At 72.5% G+C, this 15,837-nt stretch carries 16 protein-coding genes; 4 read left to right on the top strand and 12 right to left on the bottom strand.

Annotated elements, in window-relative coordinates; translation table 11 throughout:
• Positions 1-233 precede the first annotated feature (233 nt).
• Both ACGFYY_RS12460 and idi read left to right on the top strand, forming a co-directional pair.
• Positions 234-1,484, top strand: a complete 1,251-nt coding sequence (locus ACGFYY_RS12460) for a GNAT family N-acetyltransferase (protein ID WP_393708941.1) — start codon at positions 234-236, stop codon at positions 1,482-1,484.
• A 150-nt stretch (positions 1,485-1,634) separates the two neighbouring features.
• Positions 1,635-2,234: an isopentenyl-diphosphate Delta-isomerase gene (idi, locus tag ACGFYY_RS12455; protein WP_365268580.1), complete on the top strand. Its 600-nt coding sequence runs from the start codon at positions 1,635-1,637 to the stop codon at positions 2,232-2,234.
• Positions 2,235-2,277: 43 nt separating this feature from the next.
• Here the strand turns inward: idi and ACGFYY_RS12450 are convergent, their stop codons facing one another.
• The gene (locus ACGFYY_RS12450; protein ID WP_393708939.1) at positions 2,278-2,772 is read right to left on the bottom strand and encodes an ATP-binding protein; all 495 of its coding nucleotides are present in this window, start codon (positions 2,770-2,772) and stop codon (positions 2,278-2,280) included.
• Positions 2,773-2,902: 130 nt separating this feature from the next.
• The gene (locus ACGFYY_RS12445; RefSeq protein ID WP_393708758.1) at positions 2,903-3,607 is read right to left on the bottom strand and encodes an HdeD family acid-resistance protein; all 705 of its coding nucleotides are present in this window, start codon (positions 3,605-3,607) and stop codon (positions 2,903-2,905) included.
• 75 nt (positions 3,608-3,682) lie between these two features.
• Between ACGFYY_RS12445 and ACGFYY_RS12440 the strand changes: the two genes are divergently transcribed.
• Positions 3,683-4,453, top strand: a complete 771-nt coding sequence (locus ACGFYY_RS12440) for an enoyl-CoA hydratase/isomerase family protein (RefSeq protein WP_393708756.1) — start codon at positions 3,683-3,685, stop codon at positions 4,451-4,453.
• 16 nt (positions 4,454-4,469) lie between these two features.
• Here ACGFYY_RS12440 and ACGFYY_RS12435 read toward each other — a convergent pair whose 3' ends face one another.
• On the bottom strand, positions 4,470-5,099 hold the full coding sequence (locus ACGFYY_RS12435; protein WP_365268569.1) for a DJ-1/PfpI family protein: 630 nt from the start codon (positions 5,097-5,099) through the stop codon (positions 4,470-4,472).
• Between the two features lie 83 nt (positions 5,100-5,182).
• Complete coding sequence (locus ACGFYY_RS12430; protein ID WP_393708753.1) at positions 5,183-6,154, bottom strand: GlxA family transcriptional regulator; 972 nt, start codon at positions 6,152-6,154, stop codon at positions 5,183-5,185.
• A 100-nt stretch (positions 6,155-6,254) separates the two neighbouring features.
• On the opposite strand from ACGFYY_RS12430, the gene ACGFYY_RS12425 reads away from it, so the two are divergent.
• On the top strand, positions 6,255-7,892 hold the full coding sequence (locus tag ACGFYY_RS12425) for an ABC-F family ATP-binding cassette domain-containing protein (RefSeq protein ID WP_393708751.1): 1,638 nt from the start codon (positions 6,255-6,257) through the stop codon (positions 7,890-7,892).
• A gap of 24 nt (positions 7,893-7,916) precedes the next feature.
• Here ACGFYY_RS12425 and ACGFYY_RS12420 read toward each other — a convergent pair whose 3' ends face one another.
• From ACGFYY_RS12420 to ACGFYY_RS12385, 8 genes are all read right to left on the bottom strand, one after another.
• On the bottom strand, positions 7,917-8,447 hold the full coding sequence (locus ACGFYY_RS12420; protein WP_365268561.1) for a DinB family protein: 531 nt from the start codon (positions 8,445-8,447) through the stop codon (positions 7,917-7,919).
• Between the two features lie 114 nt (positions 8,448-8,561).
• Positions 8,562-8,963 (bottom strand): VOC family protein, encoded by a 402-nt coding sequence (locus tag ACGFYY_RS12415; protein ID WP_393708749.1) that lies wholly within the window; start codon positions 8,961-8,963, stop codon positions 8,562-8,564.
• A 55-nt stretch (positions 8,964-9,018) separates the two neighbouring features.
• On the bottom strand, positions 9,019-9,798 hold the full coding sequence (locus ACGFYY_RS12410; RefSeq protein ID WP_393708746.1) for an SDR family NAD(P)-dependent oxidoreductase: 780 nt from the start codon (positions 9,796-9,798) through the stop codon (positions 9,019-9,021).
• 7 nt (positions 9,799-9,805) lie between these two features.
• On the bottom strand, positions 9,806-10,981 hold the full coding sequence (locus ACGFYY_RS12405; protein WP_393708744.1) for an MAB_1171c family putative transporter: 1,176 nt from the start codon (positions 10,979-10,981) through the stop codon (positions 9,806-9,808).
• Complete coding sequence (locus ACGFYY_RS12400) at positions 10,971-11,471, bottom strand: hypothetical protein (RefSeq protein ID WP_393708742.1); 501 nt, start codon at positions 11,469-11,471, stop codon at positions 10,971-10,973. The genes ACGFYY_RS12405 and ACGFYY_RS12400 overlap by 11 nt, the downstream gene beginning before the upstream one ends.
• Before the next feature lie 271 nt (positions 11,472-11,742).
• Complete coding sequence (locus ACGFYY_RS12395) at positions 11,743-14,178, bottom strand: Tex family protein (RefSeq protein ID WP_393708740.1); 2,436 nt, start codon at positions 14,176-14,178, stop codon at positions 11,743-11,745.
• An 84-nt stretch (positions 14,179-14,262) separates the two neighbouring features.
• Positions 14,263-15,126 carry a hypothetical protein gene (locus ACGFYY_RS12390; protein WP_393708738.1) on the bottom strand — a complete coding sequence of 288 codons (864 nt, stop codon included), beginning with the start codon at positions 15,124-15,126 and terminating at the stop codon, positions 14,263-14,265.
• 70 nt (positions 15,127-15,196) lie between these two features.
• Complete coding sequence (locus ACGFYY_RS12385) at positions 15,197-15,712, bottom strand: hypothetical protein (protein WP_365268541.1); 516 nt, start codon at positions 15,710-15,712, stop codon at positions 15,197-15,199.
• Positions 15,713-15,837: the final 125 nt, after the last annotated feature.

Raw genomic sequence — 15,837 nt, 5'->3', positions numbered from 1 at the left:
GACCGTCGTAGTGGTCGCTGCCATGCGCGGCGAACTCCGGTACATCTCCCCTTCCTTCCGGGCGTCCGGCCGGGCCTGACCACACAGCTGGGCCTCGTCGGCCGGAGCCCCCGTTCCAAGGGTTCACGTTGACCGACAGCAATTCCACCGACGGCAATTCCACCGACAGCGCTTCCTTCGACGACACCGTCGACCTCGACGGCGCCGACGACTTCACGCACGCCTTCTTCGCCCTGCACCACGGCCTGCCCCGACAGGCTCCGGGCTCCGACGCGAGCACCCGCCATCTGCTCTCCCTGTGCGGACCGCTGCCCGAGCGGCCGCGCGTCCTCGACCTGGGCTGCGGTCCGGGCCGCAGCGCACTGCTGCTCGCCGCCGAGGCGGGCGGGGCCGGGACGGACGGCGCCGAGGTGACCGCCGTCGACCTGCACGCCCCCTTCCTCGACGAGCTCCGCGCGGCCGCCGCGGCTCGCGGTCTGGCCGACCGGGTCCGCACCGTGGAGGCGGACATGGGCGCCCTCCCGGGCGGGGGCTTCGAGGACGGCTCCTTCGACCTGGTGTGGGCGGAGGGCTCGGCCTACATCCTCGGATTCGACGCCGCGCTCGCGCGGTGGAAGCGGCTGCTCGCCCCGGGCGGCACCCTCGTCCTGACCGAGTGCCAGTGGTCGGTCGCGCGGCCGTCCGCGGGCGCCCGCGCCTTCTGGGACCCGCACTACGCGCTGCGCAGCACGGCCGGCAACCTCGCGGCCGCCCAGGCGGCCGGGTACCGGGTGCTCGGCGTGCACGACCTGCCCGACTCCGACTGGGCCGAGTACTACGGCCCGCTCGCCGAGCGGGTCCGTGCCCTGTCCGGCAGCGGGGGTCCGGCGATGGCGCGGGCCGTGGCCGCGACGCGCGAGGAGCTCGACGTACGGGCCCGCCACGGGCACGAGTACGGGTACACGGGCTACGTCCTGCGCCCGGTGAGCGCCGGGGACGGCGACGCCTGGCCCGCCCGGCCGGAGACCGCGGCCGACGTGGCGGCCGTACGGGAGGTGAATCTGGCGGCGTTCGGAACTCCGCTGGAGGCCGACCTCGTGGACGCGCTGCGCGCCGACGACGCCTGGCTGCCCGGGCTGTCGTACGTGGCCGAGGCCCCGGACGGTTCGGTGGCGGCGCACGCCCTGCTGACCCGGTGCGAGGTCGGCGGCGCCCCGGCGCTCGCGCTCGCCCCGGTGGCGGCCGATCCCGCGCGGCAGCGTTCGGGCGCGGGCAGCTCGGTCGTACGGGCCCTGCTCGCGGCGGCCAGGGAGCGCGGGGAATCGCTGGTCCTCGTCCTGGGACACCCGGAGTACTACCCGCGCTTCGGTTTCCTGCCCGCGTCGCACTTCGGGATCCGGGCACCCTTCGAGGTACCGGACGAGGCCATGATGGCGCTGGTGCTGGATGATTCCCGCCCGGTGCCGGTGGGAACGATCGGCTATCCGGCCCCGTTCGGAGTCTGACGCGCATACGGTCACATGAGTGACACATGAGGTGATCCGCCCTCGTCGCCTAGCACGCGACGGGGGGCGGACATGCGTGGATCTCCGAAGTGGGGACAAGCCGCTTTTGTACGGCAGACTGAAGGCCGAAGTCCGAAGCGAAGGATGGGTATGCCGACCACACCAGCCACCGCCGCGAACAGCGCGTCCACCGGCACCGGTACTCAAGAACCGATCATGCTTGAACTGGTCGACGAGGCCGGCAACACCATCGGCACGGCGGAGAAGCTCTCCGCCCATCAGGCGCCCGGTCAGTTGCACCGGGCGTTCTCCGTGTTCCTCTTCGACGAGCAGGGCCGTCTGCTGCTCCAGCAGCGGGCCCTCGGGAAGTACCACTCCCCCGGCGTCTGGTCGAACACCTGTTGCGGTCACCCGTACCCCGGCGAGTCGCCGTTCGCGGCCGCCGCCCGTCGGACCCATGAGGAGCTGGGGCTGTCGCCCTCGCTGCTCGCGCAGGCGGGGACGGTGCGCTACAACCACCCGGACCCGGCGTCGGGTCTGGTGGAGCAGGAGTTCAATCACCTGTTCGTGGGACTCGCGCAGACCGTCGTGCGGCCGGATCCGGAGGAGGTCGAGGACACCGCCTTCGTCACCGCCGAGGAACTGGCGAAGCGGCACGCCGAAGTGCCGTTCTCGGCCTGGTTCATGACCGTGCTGGACGCGGCGCGGCCCGCGATCCGCGAGCTGACCGGCGACGCGGCGGGCTGGTAGCCCGTACGCCGTCCCGCTGTCCGCCCGCCCCGGCGGCCGCCGCTCAGCCGGCGGTCGGCGGGACGGCGAGCGGCAGGGCCGCCCAGATCACCTTGCCGCCGGTGGAGGTGTGCTCGACGTCGCAGACCCCGCCGGCCTCCAGGGTGATCTCCCGGACCAGGAGCAGGCCGCGGCCGCCGGTCTGGCCGAAGTCGGCCTCGAGCGCCTTGGGGCGGTAGGGGTGGTTGTCCTCCACGGCCACCCGCACCCACTCCCGGCCGATCGCGACCTCGACCGCGACCTCCGGCGAGAGCAGGGCGGCGTGCCGGACCGAGTTCGTCACCAGCTCGGAGACGATCAGGAGCAGGGAGTACACGAGGTCCTGATGGGCCGGCACCCCCTGGCGCCCGAGCAGGTCCCGGACCGCGCGGCGGGCCTGCGGAACGGATTCTTCAACGGCGGGCGCGGTGAACCTCCACACTCCCTCGTAGGCGAGGGGGTCGGCCGGAGCCTCCACCTCACCCGCCTTGGCTGGCGGGACGCTCCCGCTGACATCCATCTTCCGTCCCCCGTCTTCACGCTCGATCGTCTCCACGCGACAAGAGTGGGGAACGGGCTGGTCCGGACCCGCCGGCTGACCATAAGTCAGCGCCTATCGGACACTTTCTGACCGCCGGCGTATGACGGAGTCAGTTGTTGGACTGTTCCTGATCTTCTGCGGGCCGCTTCGCGGCCGTCTCGCCCGACCCGTCCACCGCCCCACCCGCGGCCGCTGCCTCCGCCGGCCCCTCGTCGTCCCTGACCAAGCCCAGGATGCGCCGGGATCCCATGCCCATCGCCACCAGGCTCAGCCCGTCGAACAGCAGGGCGAGGGAGAAGAACGTTCCGATCACGTACAGACTGTTGCCCGGCCAGTTGGAGAGGATCAGGAAGCCCAGCAGGATGCCGAACGCGCCCTGCACGACGGCCAGCCCGAAGTGGGAGCCCCGCACCACCAGGGCCCCCACCAGCCGGAACACCCCGCCGATGAGGAAGAGCAGTGCCGCGAACATCGTCAGCGCCTCGGCGCTCGCCTCGGGGCGACGCAGGATCACGAAGCCCGCGGCGAGATTGATCGCGGCGACGACCACGGCGAGCCAGAAGTAGTTGCTCCTGCGCGATTGCACGGCCAGCAGCAGGCCCACCACGCCGCCGATCAGCAGCAACCACCCGAAGAGGAACATCGAGGTGAGCGTGGCCAGACCGGTGTAGACGAGACCGACGAGGCCGGCCAGCACCAGGATCACCCCGAGCCCCGTCATCAGCGCGAAGCTGCGGCTGAGCTTCTTCTTCTCCCGCTGCGGTTCCGGGCCGCCGATCTTCGCCCCGGTACGGTCTGCACGGTCTGTGCCCATGGACGCGCCACCTCCTCGCACCCCCGACGGACTCCCTTGATCATAGGTATGACCGCCCGGGATAGCATCCGGCGCATGGACGCAGCCCTCGACGCACACCTCCTGCACACGGTCGCCGACGGGGTGGCCACGGTCGTCATCTCGCATCCCGCCAAGCGCAACGCCATGACCGCCGCCATGTGGCGGGCGCTCCCGGAGCTGGTGGCGGGCCTGGCGGACGATCCGGCCGTACGGGTGCTCGTGCTGACCGGGGCCGGACCGACCTTCTGCGCGGGCGCCGACATCTCCTCGCTGACCGGGGACCCCGACGCTGCCGGGGCCGAGGACCCGCGAGCCTTGGCGGTGGCCGCCGAGGAGGCCCTGGCCGCCTTCCCCAAGCCCACCCTGGCGGCGATCCGCGGCTTCTGCGTGGGCGGCGGCAGCCAGCTGGCGGCCGCCTGCGACCTGCGCTTCGCCGAGGAGGGCGCCTCCTTCGGAGTGACCCCGGCCAAGCTCGGCATCGTCTACCCGGCGTCCTCCACCCGCAGGCTCGCGTCGCTGGTCGGCCCGGCCTGGGCCAAGTACCTCCTCTACTCCGCGGAGCTGGTCGACGCCGGGACGGCCTTGCGCGCGGGGTTCCTGAACGAGCTGCTGCCGGCCGGTCGACTGGACGAGCGGGTCACCGAGTTCGCCCGGATCCTGGCCACGCGCTCGCAGCTGACGCAGGCGGCGGCCAAGGAGTTCGCGGACGGCCGGACCGACCGGGACGCGTACTGGGAGGACCAGGCCGCCGGCAGTGCGGACACCGCCGAAGGGGTCGCCGCGTTCCTGGAGCGCCGGACCCCGCGCTTCACCTGGACCCCGTGACGGTCGGGCCGGCGCCTCAGCCGGGCATGTTGTTCGCCCGCATCATCTCGACGAGGGCGGCCGGGGCCTTCTCGGGCGAGCCGGCGTCGTAGGGCGGCTGGGGGTCGTACTCGGTCATCAGCTGCACGGCGCGGGCGTAGTCGTCCCCGGCGATCCGGCCGAGCAGCGTGAGCCCCATGTCGATCCCGGAGGACACCCCGGCGGCGGTGACGTACTTCCCGTCGAACACCACCCGCTCGCCGGTGGGCTCGACCCCGAGCTTCGGCAGCTGGTCCAGGTACAGCCAGTGGCTGGTGGCCCGCCGGCCGTCGAGCAGCCCGGCGGCGCCCAGCAGCAGGGATCCGGTGCACACCGAGGTGGTCCAGGTGGTGGTGGCGTCGACGGCGCGCAGCCAGTCCATGACCACGGGATTGGCCATCTCCCGCTCGGGATGCGGCCCGCCGGGCACGATCACGATGTCGGGGCGGGTGACCTCGTCGAGCCCCTTGTCTGCGACGAGCGCGAGTGCGCCGTTGTCGGTCCGCACGGGGCCCGGCCGCTCGGAGACGAAGACGACCTCGGCGTCGGACAGCCGGCCGAGGGTGTCGAAGGGGCCGATGGCGTCGAGGGCGGTGAAGTGGTCGTAGAGCAGTACGGCGATCTGCATGGCTCCTCCGGAGCGTCGGTCGGAACACGGCTCCGCCCCCTTGCGGGGCGGCTCTTTCTTCTCGGACTCGGACGGCCGGGCCGTCAGGGGCGCGAGGTGCCGAAGCGGCGGCGGTACTCGGCAGGCGGCTGGCCGAGGGTCCGTACGAAGGCCCGGCGCAACGCCTCCGGGGTCCCGTACCCGCAGGCCCGGGCTATCTGTGCGATCCCTTCCCCGCTCTCCTCCAGCAGCCGCCGCGCGTGGTCCACCCGGACCCGTTCGACGTACCGGCCGGGCGTCACCCCGGTCTCCGCCTGGAAGGCACGCGCGAAGTGCCGCGGTGACAGTCGGGCACGGGCGGCGAGGTGCTCGACGCCCAGCTGCTCCCCCGGGTGCTCGGCGATCCATTGCTGCACGTCCCTGAGCGGGTCCCGGCGGGCCGTCTGGGCGGCCAGGTGCGCGCTGAACTGCGCCTGGTTGCCGGGCCTGCGCAGGAACACCACCAGGTGCCGGGCGATCGTCAGGGCGACGTCCTGCCCGTGGTCCTCCTCCACCAGGGCCAGGGCGAGGTCGATCCCCGCCGTGACCCCGGCCGAGGTGGCCACCGGCCCGTCCCGTACGTAGATCGGGTCGGGCTCGACGGCGACGGCCGGGTAGTCCCGCGCCATCCGCTCGCAGGCGTACCAGTGCGTCGTCGCCCGCCGCCCGTCCAGCAGGCCCGCCTCGGCCAGCAGCAGTCCTCCCGTACAGACGGAGACCAGCCGTTCCGCGCCACCCCCGTGGGTACGGAGCCAGTCGGTGAGCCGGGGCTCGAAGTCCCCCGTGAAGCGTCCGCCGGGGACCAGCACCGTGGTCCCGGGCCCCGGCCGGGCGCTCTCCAGGTCCCCGTCCGGCACCAGCGTCAGCCCGCTGCCGGTGCGGACGGGAACTCCGCCGGGAGAGACGGTCCGGATCTCGTACGGGGCCCGCGCGGGAAAGCGGTCGAGTGCGGCGAACACCTCCACCGGCCCCGTCACGTCCAGGCTCTGGACCCCGTCGTGGAGGAGGACGAGGACGTTGCGCGGCGATGACGACATGACTTCATGGTGTTCCGCCCCCGCGGTGGCCGCAATGACGGGCTTCCCACCTATCCGGCCATCCCGGGCGCCGTCCGGGCGCGGATAGGATCGGCACATCATGACTGCAACCCTCGTCGCCAAGAAGCTCACCGCCGCGCACGGTGAGCGCACCCTGTTCGCCGATCTCGACCTCGTCGTCGCCCCCGGCGACGTCATCGGCCTCGTCGGCGTGAACGGCGCCGGGAAGTCCACCCTGCTGCGGATGCTCGCCGGGCTGGACACCCCCGAGACGGGCGAGCTGCGGCTCTCCCCGCCCGGTGCGGCCGTCGGCCACCTCCCGCAGGAGCCGGAGCGCCGGCCCGAGGAGTCGGTCCGGGAGTTCCTGGCCCGCCGTACGGGTGTGGCGGCCGCCCAGGCCGAGCTCGACGCGGCGACGCAGGGCCTGGTCGACGGAACGCCGGGGGCGGACGACGCGTACGCGGACGCGCTGGACACGTGGCTGAACCTCGGCGGCGCCGACCTCGACGAGCGGGCCCAGGAGGTCGCCGACGAGCTCGGCCTCGCCGTCGGTCTCGACCTGCCCATGACGGCGCTCTCCGGAGGCCAGGCGGCCCGCGCGGGGCTCGCCTCGCTCCTCCTCTCCCGCTACGACGTCTTCCTGCTCGACGAGCCCACCAACGATCTGGACCTGGAGGGTCTGGAGCGGCTGGAGCGGTTCGTCAAGGGGCTGCGGGCCGGCACGGTCGTGATCAGTCACGACCGCGAGTTCCTCACCCGGACGGTCACCAAGGTCCTCGAACTCGACCTCGCCCAGCAGCAGATCAACCTCTACGGCGGCGGCTACGACTCGTACCTGGAGGAGCGCGAGCGCGCCCGCGACCACGCCCGTGAGGAGTACGAGGAGTACGCGGGCAAGAAGTCGGCGCTCGAGGGCCGGGCCCAGATGCAGCGCAACTGGATGGACAAGGGCGTGCGCAACGCCCGCCGCAAGTCCTCCGACAACGACAAGATCGGCAAGAACCTGCGCGGCGAGTCCAGCGAGAAGCAGGCCGCCAAGGCCCGCCAGACCGCGCGGGCCATCGAGCGGCTGGAGGTCGTCGACGAGCCCCGCAAGGAGTGGGAGCTGCGCATGGAGATCGCCGCGGCCCCCCGCTCGGGGTCCGTGGTGGCCACCCTGCGTGAGGCGGCCGTGCGGCGCGGGGACTTCTCCTTCGGCCCGGCGAGCCTCCAGATCGACTGGGCGGACCGGGTGGCGATCACCGGGGCCAACGGCGCCGGCAAGTCCACGCTCCTCGCCGTCCTGCTGGGCCGGCTGGCCCCGGACTCCGGATCCGCCACCCTCGGCTCGGGCGTGCTGGTCGGCGAGGTGGACCAGGCGCGCGGCCTGTTCCTCGGCGACGAACCGCTGCTGGAGGCCTTCTGCGCGGCGGTCCCCGACACCGAGCCGGCCGAGGTCCGCACCCTGCTGGCCAAGTTCGGCCTCAAGGCGGCCCACGTCCTGCGCCCGGCGGCCACCCTCTCCCCGGGCGAGCGCACCCGTGCGGCGCTGGCCCTGCTCCAGGGCCGTGGGGTGAACCTCCTGGTCCTGGACGAGCCGACCAACCACCTCGACCTCCCGGCGATCGAGCAGCTGGAGGCCGCGCTCGACGCCTACGAGGGCACCCTCCTGCTGGTCACGCACGACCGCCGGATGCTGGACGCGGTGCACGTGACCCGCCGCCTGGAGGTCTCCGGCGGCAAGGTCACCGAGCTCTAGGTCCGACCCGTCGGGTGGATACGACTACGGCTCCGCCCGTGCGACGGGCCGGTCGCCGGTCGTGCCGTCGAGCATCTCGCGCAGAATGTCCAGGTGGCCGTTGTGGCGGGCCGTCTCCTCGGTGAGGTGGAGGAGGATCCAGCGCAGGTCGACGTGGAGGCCGTCGCGGACGGCCCGCCGGGCCCGCTCGTCCAGGCCGTGCCCGGCGGCAAGTTCGCGGTAGCGGGTGCTCTGTTCGGCGTATTCGTCGAGCAACTGCGGGAGCGGGAAGTCGACGGCGATACGCATCTCGCGGTCGGGATCCTCGTCGGTCCAGGGGCCCCGGTCCTCCTCGCCGAGGAAGACCACCTGGAACCAGTAGTACTCGACCCAGCGGAGATGGTTGATCAGTCCGCTCATGGTCATCAGCGGTGACCCCGGCAGGAGGGCCTTGCGCGCGTTCTCCGCGGAGACGCCGAGGCACTTGGCGCGGGCGGTGTCACGTGCGTAGTCGAGAAACGTGGAGAGCTGGGTGCGCTCGTCCCACGCGGGCGGTGTGTCGTCGATTCCGGTCATCACGCGAAGCGTCCCCGATCACCGCGACCGATGTCGAGGCGTTTTCCGACGGACCCCGGCTCCACCCGGCTCCGCCTTCCTGCCGGTCACCGCGGTGACTCGGCGCCGGAGGTGCTAGGACCAGACCGGGCCCTGGTCGGTCCAGGTGACGCCCTTGTTGCGGCACAGGCAGAAGGGGTGGCCGACCGGGTCCGTGTAGATCCGCCAGCCGTAGCCTTCGGGACCGATGAAGTCCTGCCGCAGCGTCGCGCCGAGGGCCAGGACGCGACGCTGCTCCGGCTCGATCTCGTCCACTTCGAAATCGAGGTGGAACTGCTTGGGATGCTCGCTGTCGGGCCACTGCGGAGCCCGGTGGTCGTCCACCCGGATGAAGGCCAGCTCGATCTCGCCGAACGTGATGCCGGCCCAGTGCTCGTCGCTGCCTTCCTTGATCGGGCGGCCCGTCACCTCGGAGTAGAAGCCCGCCAGCTTCATCGTGTCCGGGCAGTCGATGATGAAATCGGTGAGTCGCAGCATCCCGCGATCCTGTCACATGATCAAGAAAGCGGTGGGGTGGATTTCGCGGGCCCGCTCACGTGGCCGGTCCGGCGGGAGCCCGGCGTGCGCGGGCCATCCTGGCGGCCACGAACGTGCGCGGGAGGTGCCGGACGGCGAGGGCGTAGGCGCGGTAGCGGCGACCGGTGATGCTGACCGGGCGCCGCAGGGCGAGGTCCTTCAGGGCCTGGGCGACCACGGCCTCCGGCTCCAGCCAGACCGCGTCGCGCAGTGCGCTGACGTCCATCCCGGCCCGCTCCTGGAACTCGGTGCGGGTGAAGCCGGGGACCACGGCCAGCACCCGGACCCCGTACGGTGCCATGTCCACCCGCAGCGACTCGCTGAAGGCGGTGATCCAGGCCTTGGCGGCCCCGTAGGTCCCCGTCGGCAGGAGGCCGGCCACCGAGGAGACGTTGAGGACCGCGCCCCGGCGGCGGGCGCGCAGGCCCGGCAGGAGGGCGTGGGTGAGCCGCAGCGGGACCTTGACCAACAGGTCGAGCATCCGCTCCTCGTCCTCGACCGGGCTGTACGGGAAGGGCGCGGGCAGCCCGAAGCCCGCGTTGTTGACCAGGATGTCCACGGGCCGCCTCGACGCGGCGAGCCGCTCGGTGACGGCCGCGCAGTCCGCCGGGTCCAGCAGGTCGGCGGGCAGCACCTCGGACGCGGTGCCGTACTCCCGGGCCAGTTCGGCGGCGACGGCGTCGAGCCGGTCCTTGTCGCGGGCGACGAGGACCAGGTCGCAGCCCTTGGCGGCGAAGCCCCGGGCGAAGGCGGCACCCAGTCCGGCACTGGCGCCGGTGATCAGTACGGTGGTCACGGCTGTTTCACTTCCTTGTGGTGGCGGGCGCGGAGTACGCCTGGGCGACGTCGACGAGGAACCGGGCCTCGTCCGCCAGGTCCCCGCCCTCCTGCGAGGTGTGGATCGCGGCGGGCAGTTCCAGCGCGGCCGCCTCCCCCGGCTGTCCGGGCGCTCCCTCGAGCTTGGCCTGCCGGGCCTCCTTCAGTACGCGGGCCAGCGCGGCGGCGGTGGCCCGCTGCTCGGGGACCCCGATCCCGGTGACCTGGCCGCGGGCCTCTTCCAGGGCGCCCGGGGCCACGTACTCGCCCAGGATCAGGATCGCGTCGCGGGTCTCGATGACCTTGCGGTACACGAGCAGGTTGCGCGGGACCGGCGGCCACAGCAGCTCCATCACACGCCAGGCGCGCGGCTTGTTGAGGGCCACGTGCGGCACGGCTTCGACGAGGTCGCGCCACAGCGGCCACAGCCGCCAGGTCGTGGCGATGTCGGCGCAGGTGCGGCGGAGCGTGAACAGGGTGGGTACGAGGATGGCGGCGGCGCGCAGCAGGCCGTGCAGGTTCATGAGCAGCGGGAGGGCGGGCATCGCCCAGGTGCTGCCGAAGAGGGCCTTGAGCAGGTACGCCAGCCAGAACAGTCCGGCGAGCGCGGTACCGAGGCCGAACAGCCGCAGCCCGGCGGCCAGGCCCCGGCTCTCGGTACGGCGGCTGTAGCGTGAACACAGGCTCACGCAGACGATGTTGGCGACCACGTGCGCGGAGATCAGCACGAGCCAGTACGCGAGGGAGGGCACCGGGTCGCCGACCGGGGGCATGGTGTGCGTGCCGTGGTCGGGCGCGGCGGCGTCCAGGGCGACGAGGGTGGCGAGCCAGGCCACCGTGGCGACGCAGGCGGCGAGTTGGAGCTTCCGGCCGCGGGTGGTGGCGGCCACGAAGTAGAGCACGGCGCCGGCCGACAGCACGCCGATGAGGTTGCGGACGAGGCCGATGCTGTGGGCGTAGCCCGGGCCGCGGCTCATCGCGTACGAGACGACGTCGGGAAGGTTGAGGGTCATCGCGGCGGCGGCGGTGGCGACGGCCAGCCACAGGCCGCGCTGCTGGGGGGAGCGCAGGGCTCCGGGGGCGCGGAGCAGGACGGCGGCCCACAGGCACACCACACTGGGGACGGCGAGCCAGTTGCCGAAGTCGGTCAGGTCAGTTGCCATCGGTACCCCGCTCGTATCCCATGGCGGACTCCAGCCGGGCCAGGGTGCCGCGTGCGCCGTTCGTGGACCGCGGGCCGAGGTGCGCCGTGCGGATGCGGATCATGCTGGCGAGCATCTCCGCCTCCTGCTCCTGCCGGGTGGTGTAGTTGGTGCGCCCGAGCACCACGGGGGCGTGCCCGTCGGTCTCCTCCCCTTCCAGGGAGTGGTGTCCGAAGAGGATGTGGCCCAGCTCGTGCAGGACGATGTGCTCACGGTGCAGCGGGGTGGTCTGCGCCTCGTAGAAGACGTAGTCGACCCTTGCCGTGCCCACCCACAATCCACAGACTCCGGACTCGGCCGCCTCCTTGGGGAGCGGGTGGAGCCGGATGGGGCGACCGCGCCGCTCGGCTATCCGGTGGCACAGGTCGTCGAGGGAGAAGGGGTGGGTCAGATCCAGATGGCCGAGAATCTGCTCGCACCTTTTGCGAATGCTGAGTTGCCGGTGAGGCATGTGATCCCTCTTCGGACCCTTTCCGGGGCAACGGCGGTAGGCGTGTGGGGGCATGGGCATGGCGTCCTGTGCCTTCGAGGCGGCCTCGGGGAATACGGTCCTGAGGGGAAAACGCGGAAGCCCGTCCGCCGGGTGACGAACGGGCGTTCCACCATGCCTACAGATCTTGTACGGGAGTTGGCAAGGCAAGTCCCCAGGTGGGGAAGCTATTCGGCCACTCCGTACGCGGACCCACCTGTGCCGGGTGGCTTCAAGCCACCCTTGACGGCCGTTATTTCTTGCGGCGCTCCTCGGGGGAGGTGAGGCCCGCGCGGCGCAGGGCGTCCGCCATCGCGCTGTTGGCGGGGGCGGGGGCGCCGCCGCCCTGCCGACGGCCCTGACCGCCCTGACCACGTTCGCCCTGGCCCTGGTTCCGGCCGCCCTCGCGGGCACCGGACCCACCGCGCTGCTGCGGCGGTCGGCCACCTCCACCGCCGCCGCGCCGGTCCTCGCTCCGGCGGGGAGTGCCCGCGCCGCGCTCCGCACCGGCCTCGTCCTCCAGCCGCAGGGTCAGCGAGATGCGCTTGCGCGGGATGTCCACCTCCATGACCTTGACCCGGACGATGTCACCCGGCTTGACCACGTCCCGGGGGTCCTTGACGAAGTTCTTCGACAGCGCCGAGACGTGCGCGAGCCCGTCCTGGTGGACGCCGATGTCGATGAAGGCGCCGAAGGCGGCCACGTTGGTGACGACGCCCTCCAGGATCATCCCGGGGGCCAGGTCGCCGATCTTCTCGACGCCCTCCTTGAAGGTGGCCGTCCTGAAGGCCGGGCGCGGGTCGCGGCCCGGCTTCTCCAGCTCGCGCAGGATGTCCGTGACAGTGGGCAGACCGAAGGCCTCGGTGACGAACTGTTCCGGCCGCAGCGAGCGCAGGACACCGGAGTTGCCGATCAGGGCCGCCACCTCGCTGCCCGCCGTCTTGGCCATGCCCCGGACCACCGGATAGGCCTCGGGGTGCACGCTGGAGAAGTCCAGCGGGTCGTCCCCGCCGCGGATCCGCAGGAAGCCCGCGCACTGCTCGTACGCCTTGGGGCCGAGTCGGGCCACGTCCTTGAGCCCCTTGCGGCTGCGGAAGGGGCCGTTGGCGTCACGGTGGGCCACGATGTTCTCGGCGAGGCCGCCGCTGATGCCCGACACCCGCGAGAGCAGCGGCGCGGAGGCGGTGTTGACGTCCACGCCGACGCCGTTCACGCAGTCCTCGACGACCGCGTCGAGCGAGCGGGAGAGCTTCACCTCGGACAGGTCGTGCTGGTACTGGCCGACGCCGATCGACTTGGGGTCGATCTTGACGAGTTCGGCGAGCGGGTCCTGCAGCCGGCGCGCGATGGAGACGGCGCCGCGCAGCGACACGTCCATGTCCGGCAGTTCCTGCGAGGCGAAGGCGGAGGCCGAGTACACGGAGGCGCCCGCCTCCGAGACCATCACCTTGGTGAGCTTCAGCTCCGGGTGCCGCGTGATGAGGTCCCCGGCCAGCTTGTCGGTCTCGCGGGAGGCGGTGCCGTTGCCGATGGCGACCAGCTCGACGGCGTGCTCCTTCGCCAGGCGGGCCAGCTTGGCGAGGGACTCGTCCCACTTGTTGGCGGGGACGTGCGGGTAGATCACGTCCGTGGCCACGACCTTGCCGGTCGCGTCCACGACGGCGACCTTCACGCCGGTACGGAAGCCCGGGTCCAGGCCGAGCGTCGCCCGGGTGCCGGCGGGCGCCGCGAGCAGCAGGTCGCGCAGGTTCGAGGCGAAGACCCGTACGGCCTCGTCCTCGGCGGCCTGGCGCAGCCGCATCCGCAGGTCGATGCCGAGGTGCACCTGGATCTTCGTACGCCAGGCCCAGCGGACGGTGTCGGCGAGCCACTTGTCGCCGGGGCGGCCGCGGTCGCCGACGCCGAAGCGACGGGCGATCATGCCCTCGTACGTGGACGGGCCGGGCACCGCTGTGTCTTCGAGGTCCTCCGGCTCCAGGGTGAGGTCGAGGACGTCCTCCTTCTCGCCGCGCAGCATGGCGAGGACGCGGTGCGAGGGCAGGGCGGTGAACGGCTCGGCGAAGTCGAAGTAGTCGGCGAACTTGGCGCCCGCCTCCTCCTTGCCCTCGCGGACCTTCGCCGCGAGCCGGCCGCGGCCCCACATGCGCTCGCGCAGCTCGCCGATCAGGTCGGCGTCCTCGCCGAACCGCTCGGTGAGGATCGCCCGGGCGCCCTCCAGGGCGGCCGCCGGGTCGGCGACGCCCTTGTCGGCGTCGACGAACGCGGCCGCGGCGGCGGCCGGTTCCACCGACGGGTCGGCCAGCAGCCCCTCGGCGAGCGGCTCCAGACCGGCCTCGCGGGCGATCTGCGCCTTGGTGCGCCGCTTGGGCTTGAAGGGCAGGTAGATGTCCTCCAGCCGGGCCTTGGTGTCGGCCGCGGCGATCCGCGCCGCCAGTTCGTCGGTGAGCTTGCCCTGCTCCCGTACGGAGTCCAGGACCGCCGCGCGGCGGTCCTCCAGCTCCCGCAGATACCTCAGCCGCTCCTCGAGGGTGCGCAGCTGGGCGTCGTCGAGCATCTCGGTCGCTTCCTTGCGGTAGCGCGCGATGAACGGCACGGTGGAGCCGCCGTCGAGCAGCTCGACGGCGGCCTTGACCTGCCGCTCCCGTACGCCGAGCTCCTCGGCGATCCTGCCTTCGATGGACGTCGTCACGATCGGGTCCCGCCTGCCTTCGTTTGCACTGGAAGGCTGCCAATTGTGGCAGGTGGCGGTGGCGGACGGCGGGAGCCCTGCCCGTCAGGCCCTGCCCATGAGGTCCCTCGGGAAGGCCCCGGCGGTCACGGCCTTGACGACGAGGGCGCCGCCGAGCTCGGTCAGGCGGGCCAGGCCGTCCGTGCCGAGGTGCTCGTAGGGCGCGGCGTCGAGGCGGTCGGTGTCGCTCTCCAGCCGCTCCCGCAGGGCCGTGCCCTCCTCGGTCAGCCCGCCGGTGGCGTCGAGGACGCCGCGCTCGCGGAGCCTGCCGGCCGCGGCGTCGAGGTCGTCCTGCGTCCAGCCGCGCATGGCCTTGAGCCACTTCGGGGTCATGCCCTTGCCGGTGGCGGTGTGGCTGACCAGGGCCTCCACCGGGTCCAGGCCCGCGAGCAGCAGGGCGGCGAGGTGGCCGTCGCCGCGGTGCTCGCGCAGCAGGGTGGTGGCGTGCCACAGCCGCAGGTGCGGCTCCTCGGGTACGGGGAGGTCGGCGTGGGCGGCGTACAGGGTGCGGGCGTGCCGGGTACAGGCCTCGGTGGCCCGCATCGCCAGGTCGGCGGCCTCGGCCACTTCGGGGGACTTCACGGTCTCGGCGCCGAGGAGGCGGGTCAGGGCGGCGTCGGCCGCGCGCAGCCGGGCGGCGAGGGCCTGCTCGGGGGCGACGGCGTCCCAGACGGCGGGCAGGTGCCGGGCGACGAGGTCGTGCCGGTAGTTGTAGAAGGTGGCGGTGACCGCACCGGCGCCGACGGCGCCCATCGCGGCGGAGCGGTGCGCCAGGTTCACGGCGACGGGGTCGGTCATCCCGTGGGCGGCGAACTCCTCGGCGATCTCCGGCGAGAAGTAGACGGTGGAGTGCAGCGGGTTGATCGCAGCATGCCAACAGCGACGGGCGGCGAGCGGGTGAAGGGTCATGCGCGGCAGGTTACCGACTGTTCGGTATGGCGGGTAGACCGATCCGGTGGCGCGTCTGGCCGGTGCCGTGTCAGCGGCCGGGCAACCGCCAGGACCGACTCTCCGCCCGAGCCCGCTCGGGCGGCACCTCCCGGACGAGGTGGTAGAGGTTCTCGAAGTACTCCTGCCACCGGTTGGGATCCGGCAGGGAGTTCTGAGCCCGCCGGGACCGCTCCGCCGCCACCAGCGGCTGCATCTTCTCCCACACCGTGATCACCGATCCGCCCAGATAGCCGGAGACGGGCTCGATCTCCACCACGCCGTGCGTCACGAGCGCGCCGAGGTTGTCGTAGTACCAGGCCAGTTCGCGGACGAGTTCCTGCCCTTCGGCGGGCAGGCCGGCGAGCCCCAGCGACAGGTCGCAGGCGGGCAGTTCCTCGTGCACGAAGGTGCGCGCCCGTGCCAGCCGTACGCTGCGGTGCTCCCTGAACAGGTCGACCACCACAGGCAGCGTGTTGGCATGCTCCGTGAGCCGCAGTTGTCGCCACGACACCGCGCCCGAAATCGCGAGCGCCACCAACGACACCGCCAATGCCGCGATCTCCATGACGTCCCCCTCCGGCCGACACTCACGAACCTGCGTTCCCCACCCGGTATCGCCCCACACCGCCGAGCGGGCTCGAGAGTCACCGCACACCCACCGGAGCGGCTGCGCTGCGCGGGGGCGTCGTG

It is taken from the genome of Streptomyces sp. NPDC048331, assembly GCF_043201215.1.
Taxonomy (GTDB): domain Bacteria; phylum Actinomycetota; class Actinomycetes; order Streptomycetales; family Streptomycetaceae; genus Streptomyces.
The sequence above is the reverse complement of the archived record's forward strand: the minus strand, read 5'-3'. Positions and strand labels throughout refer to the sequence as shown.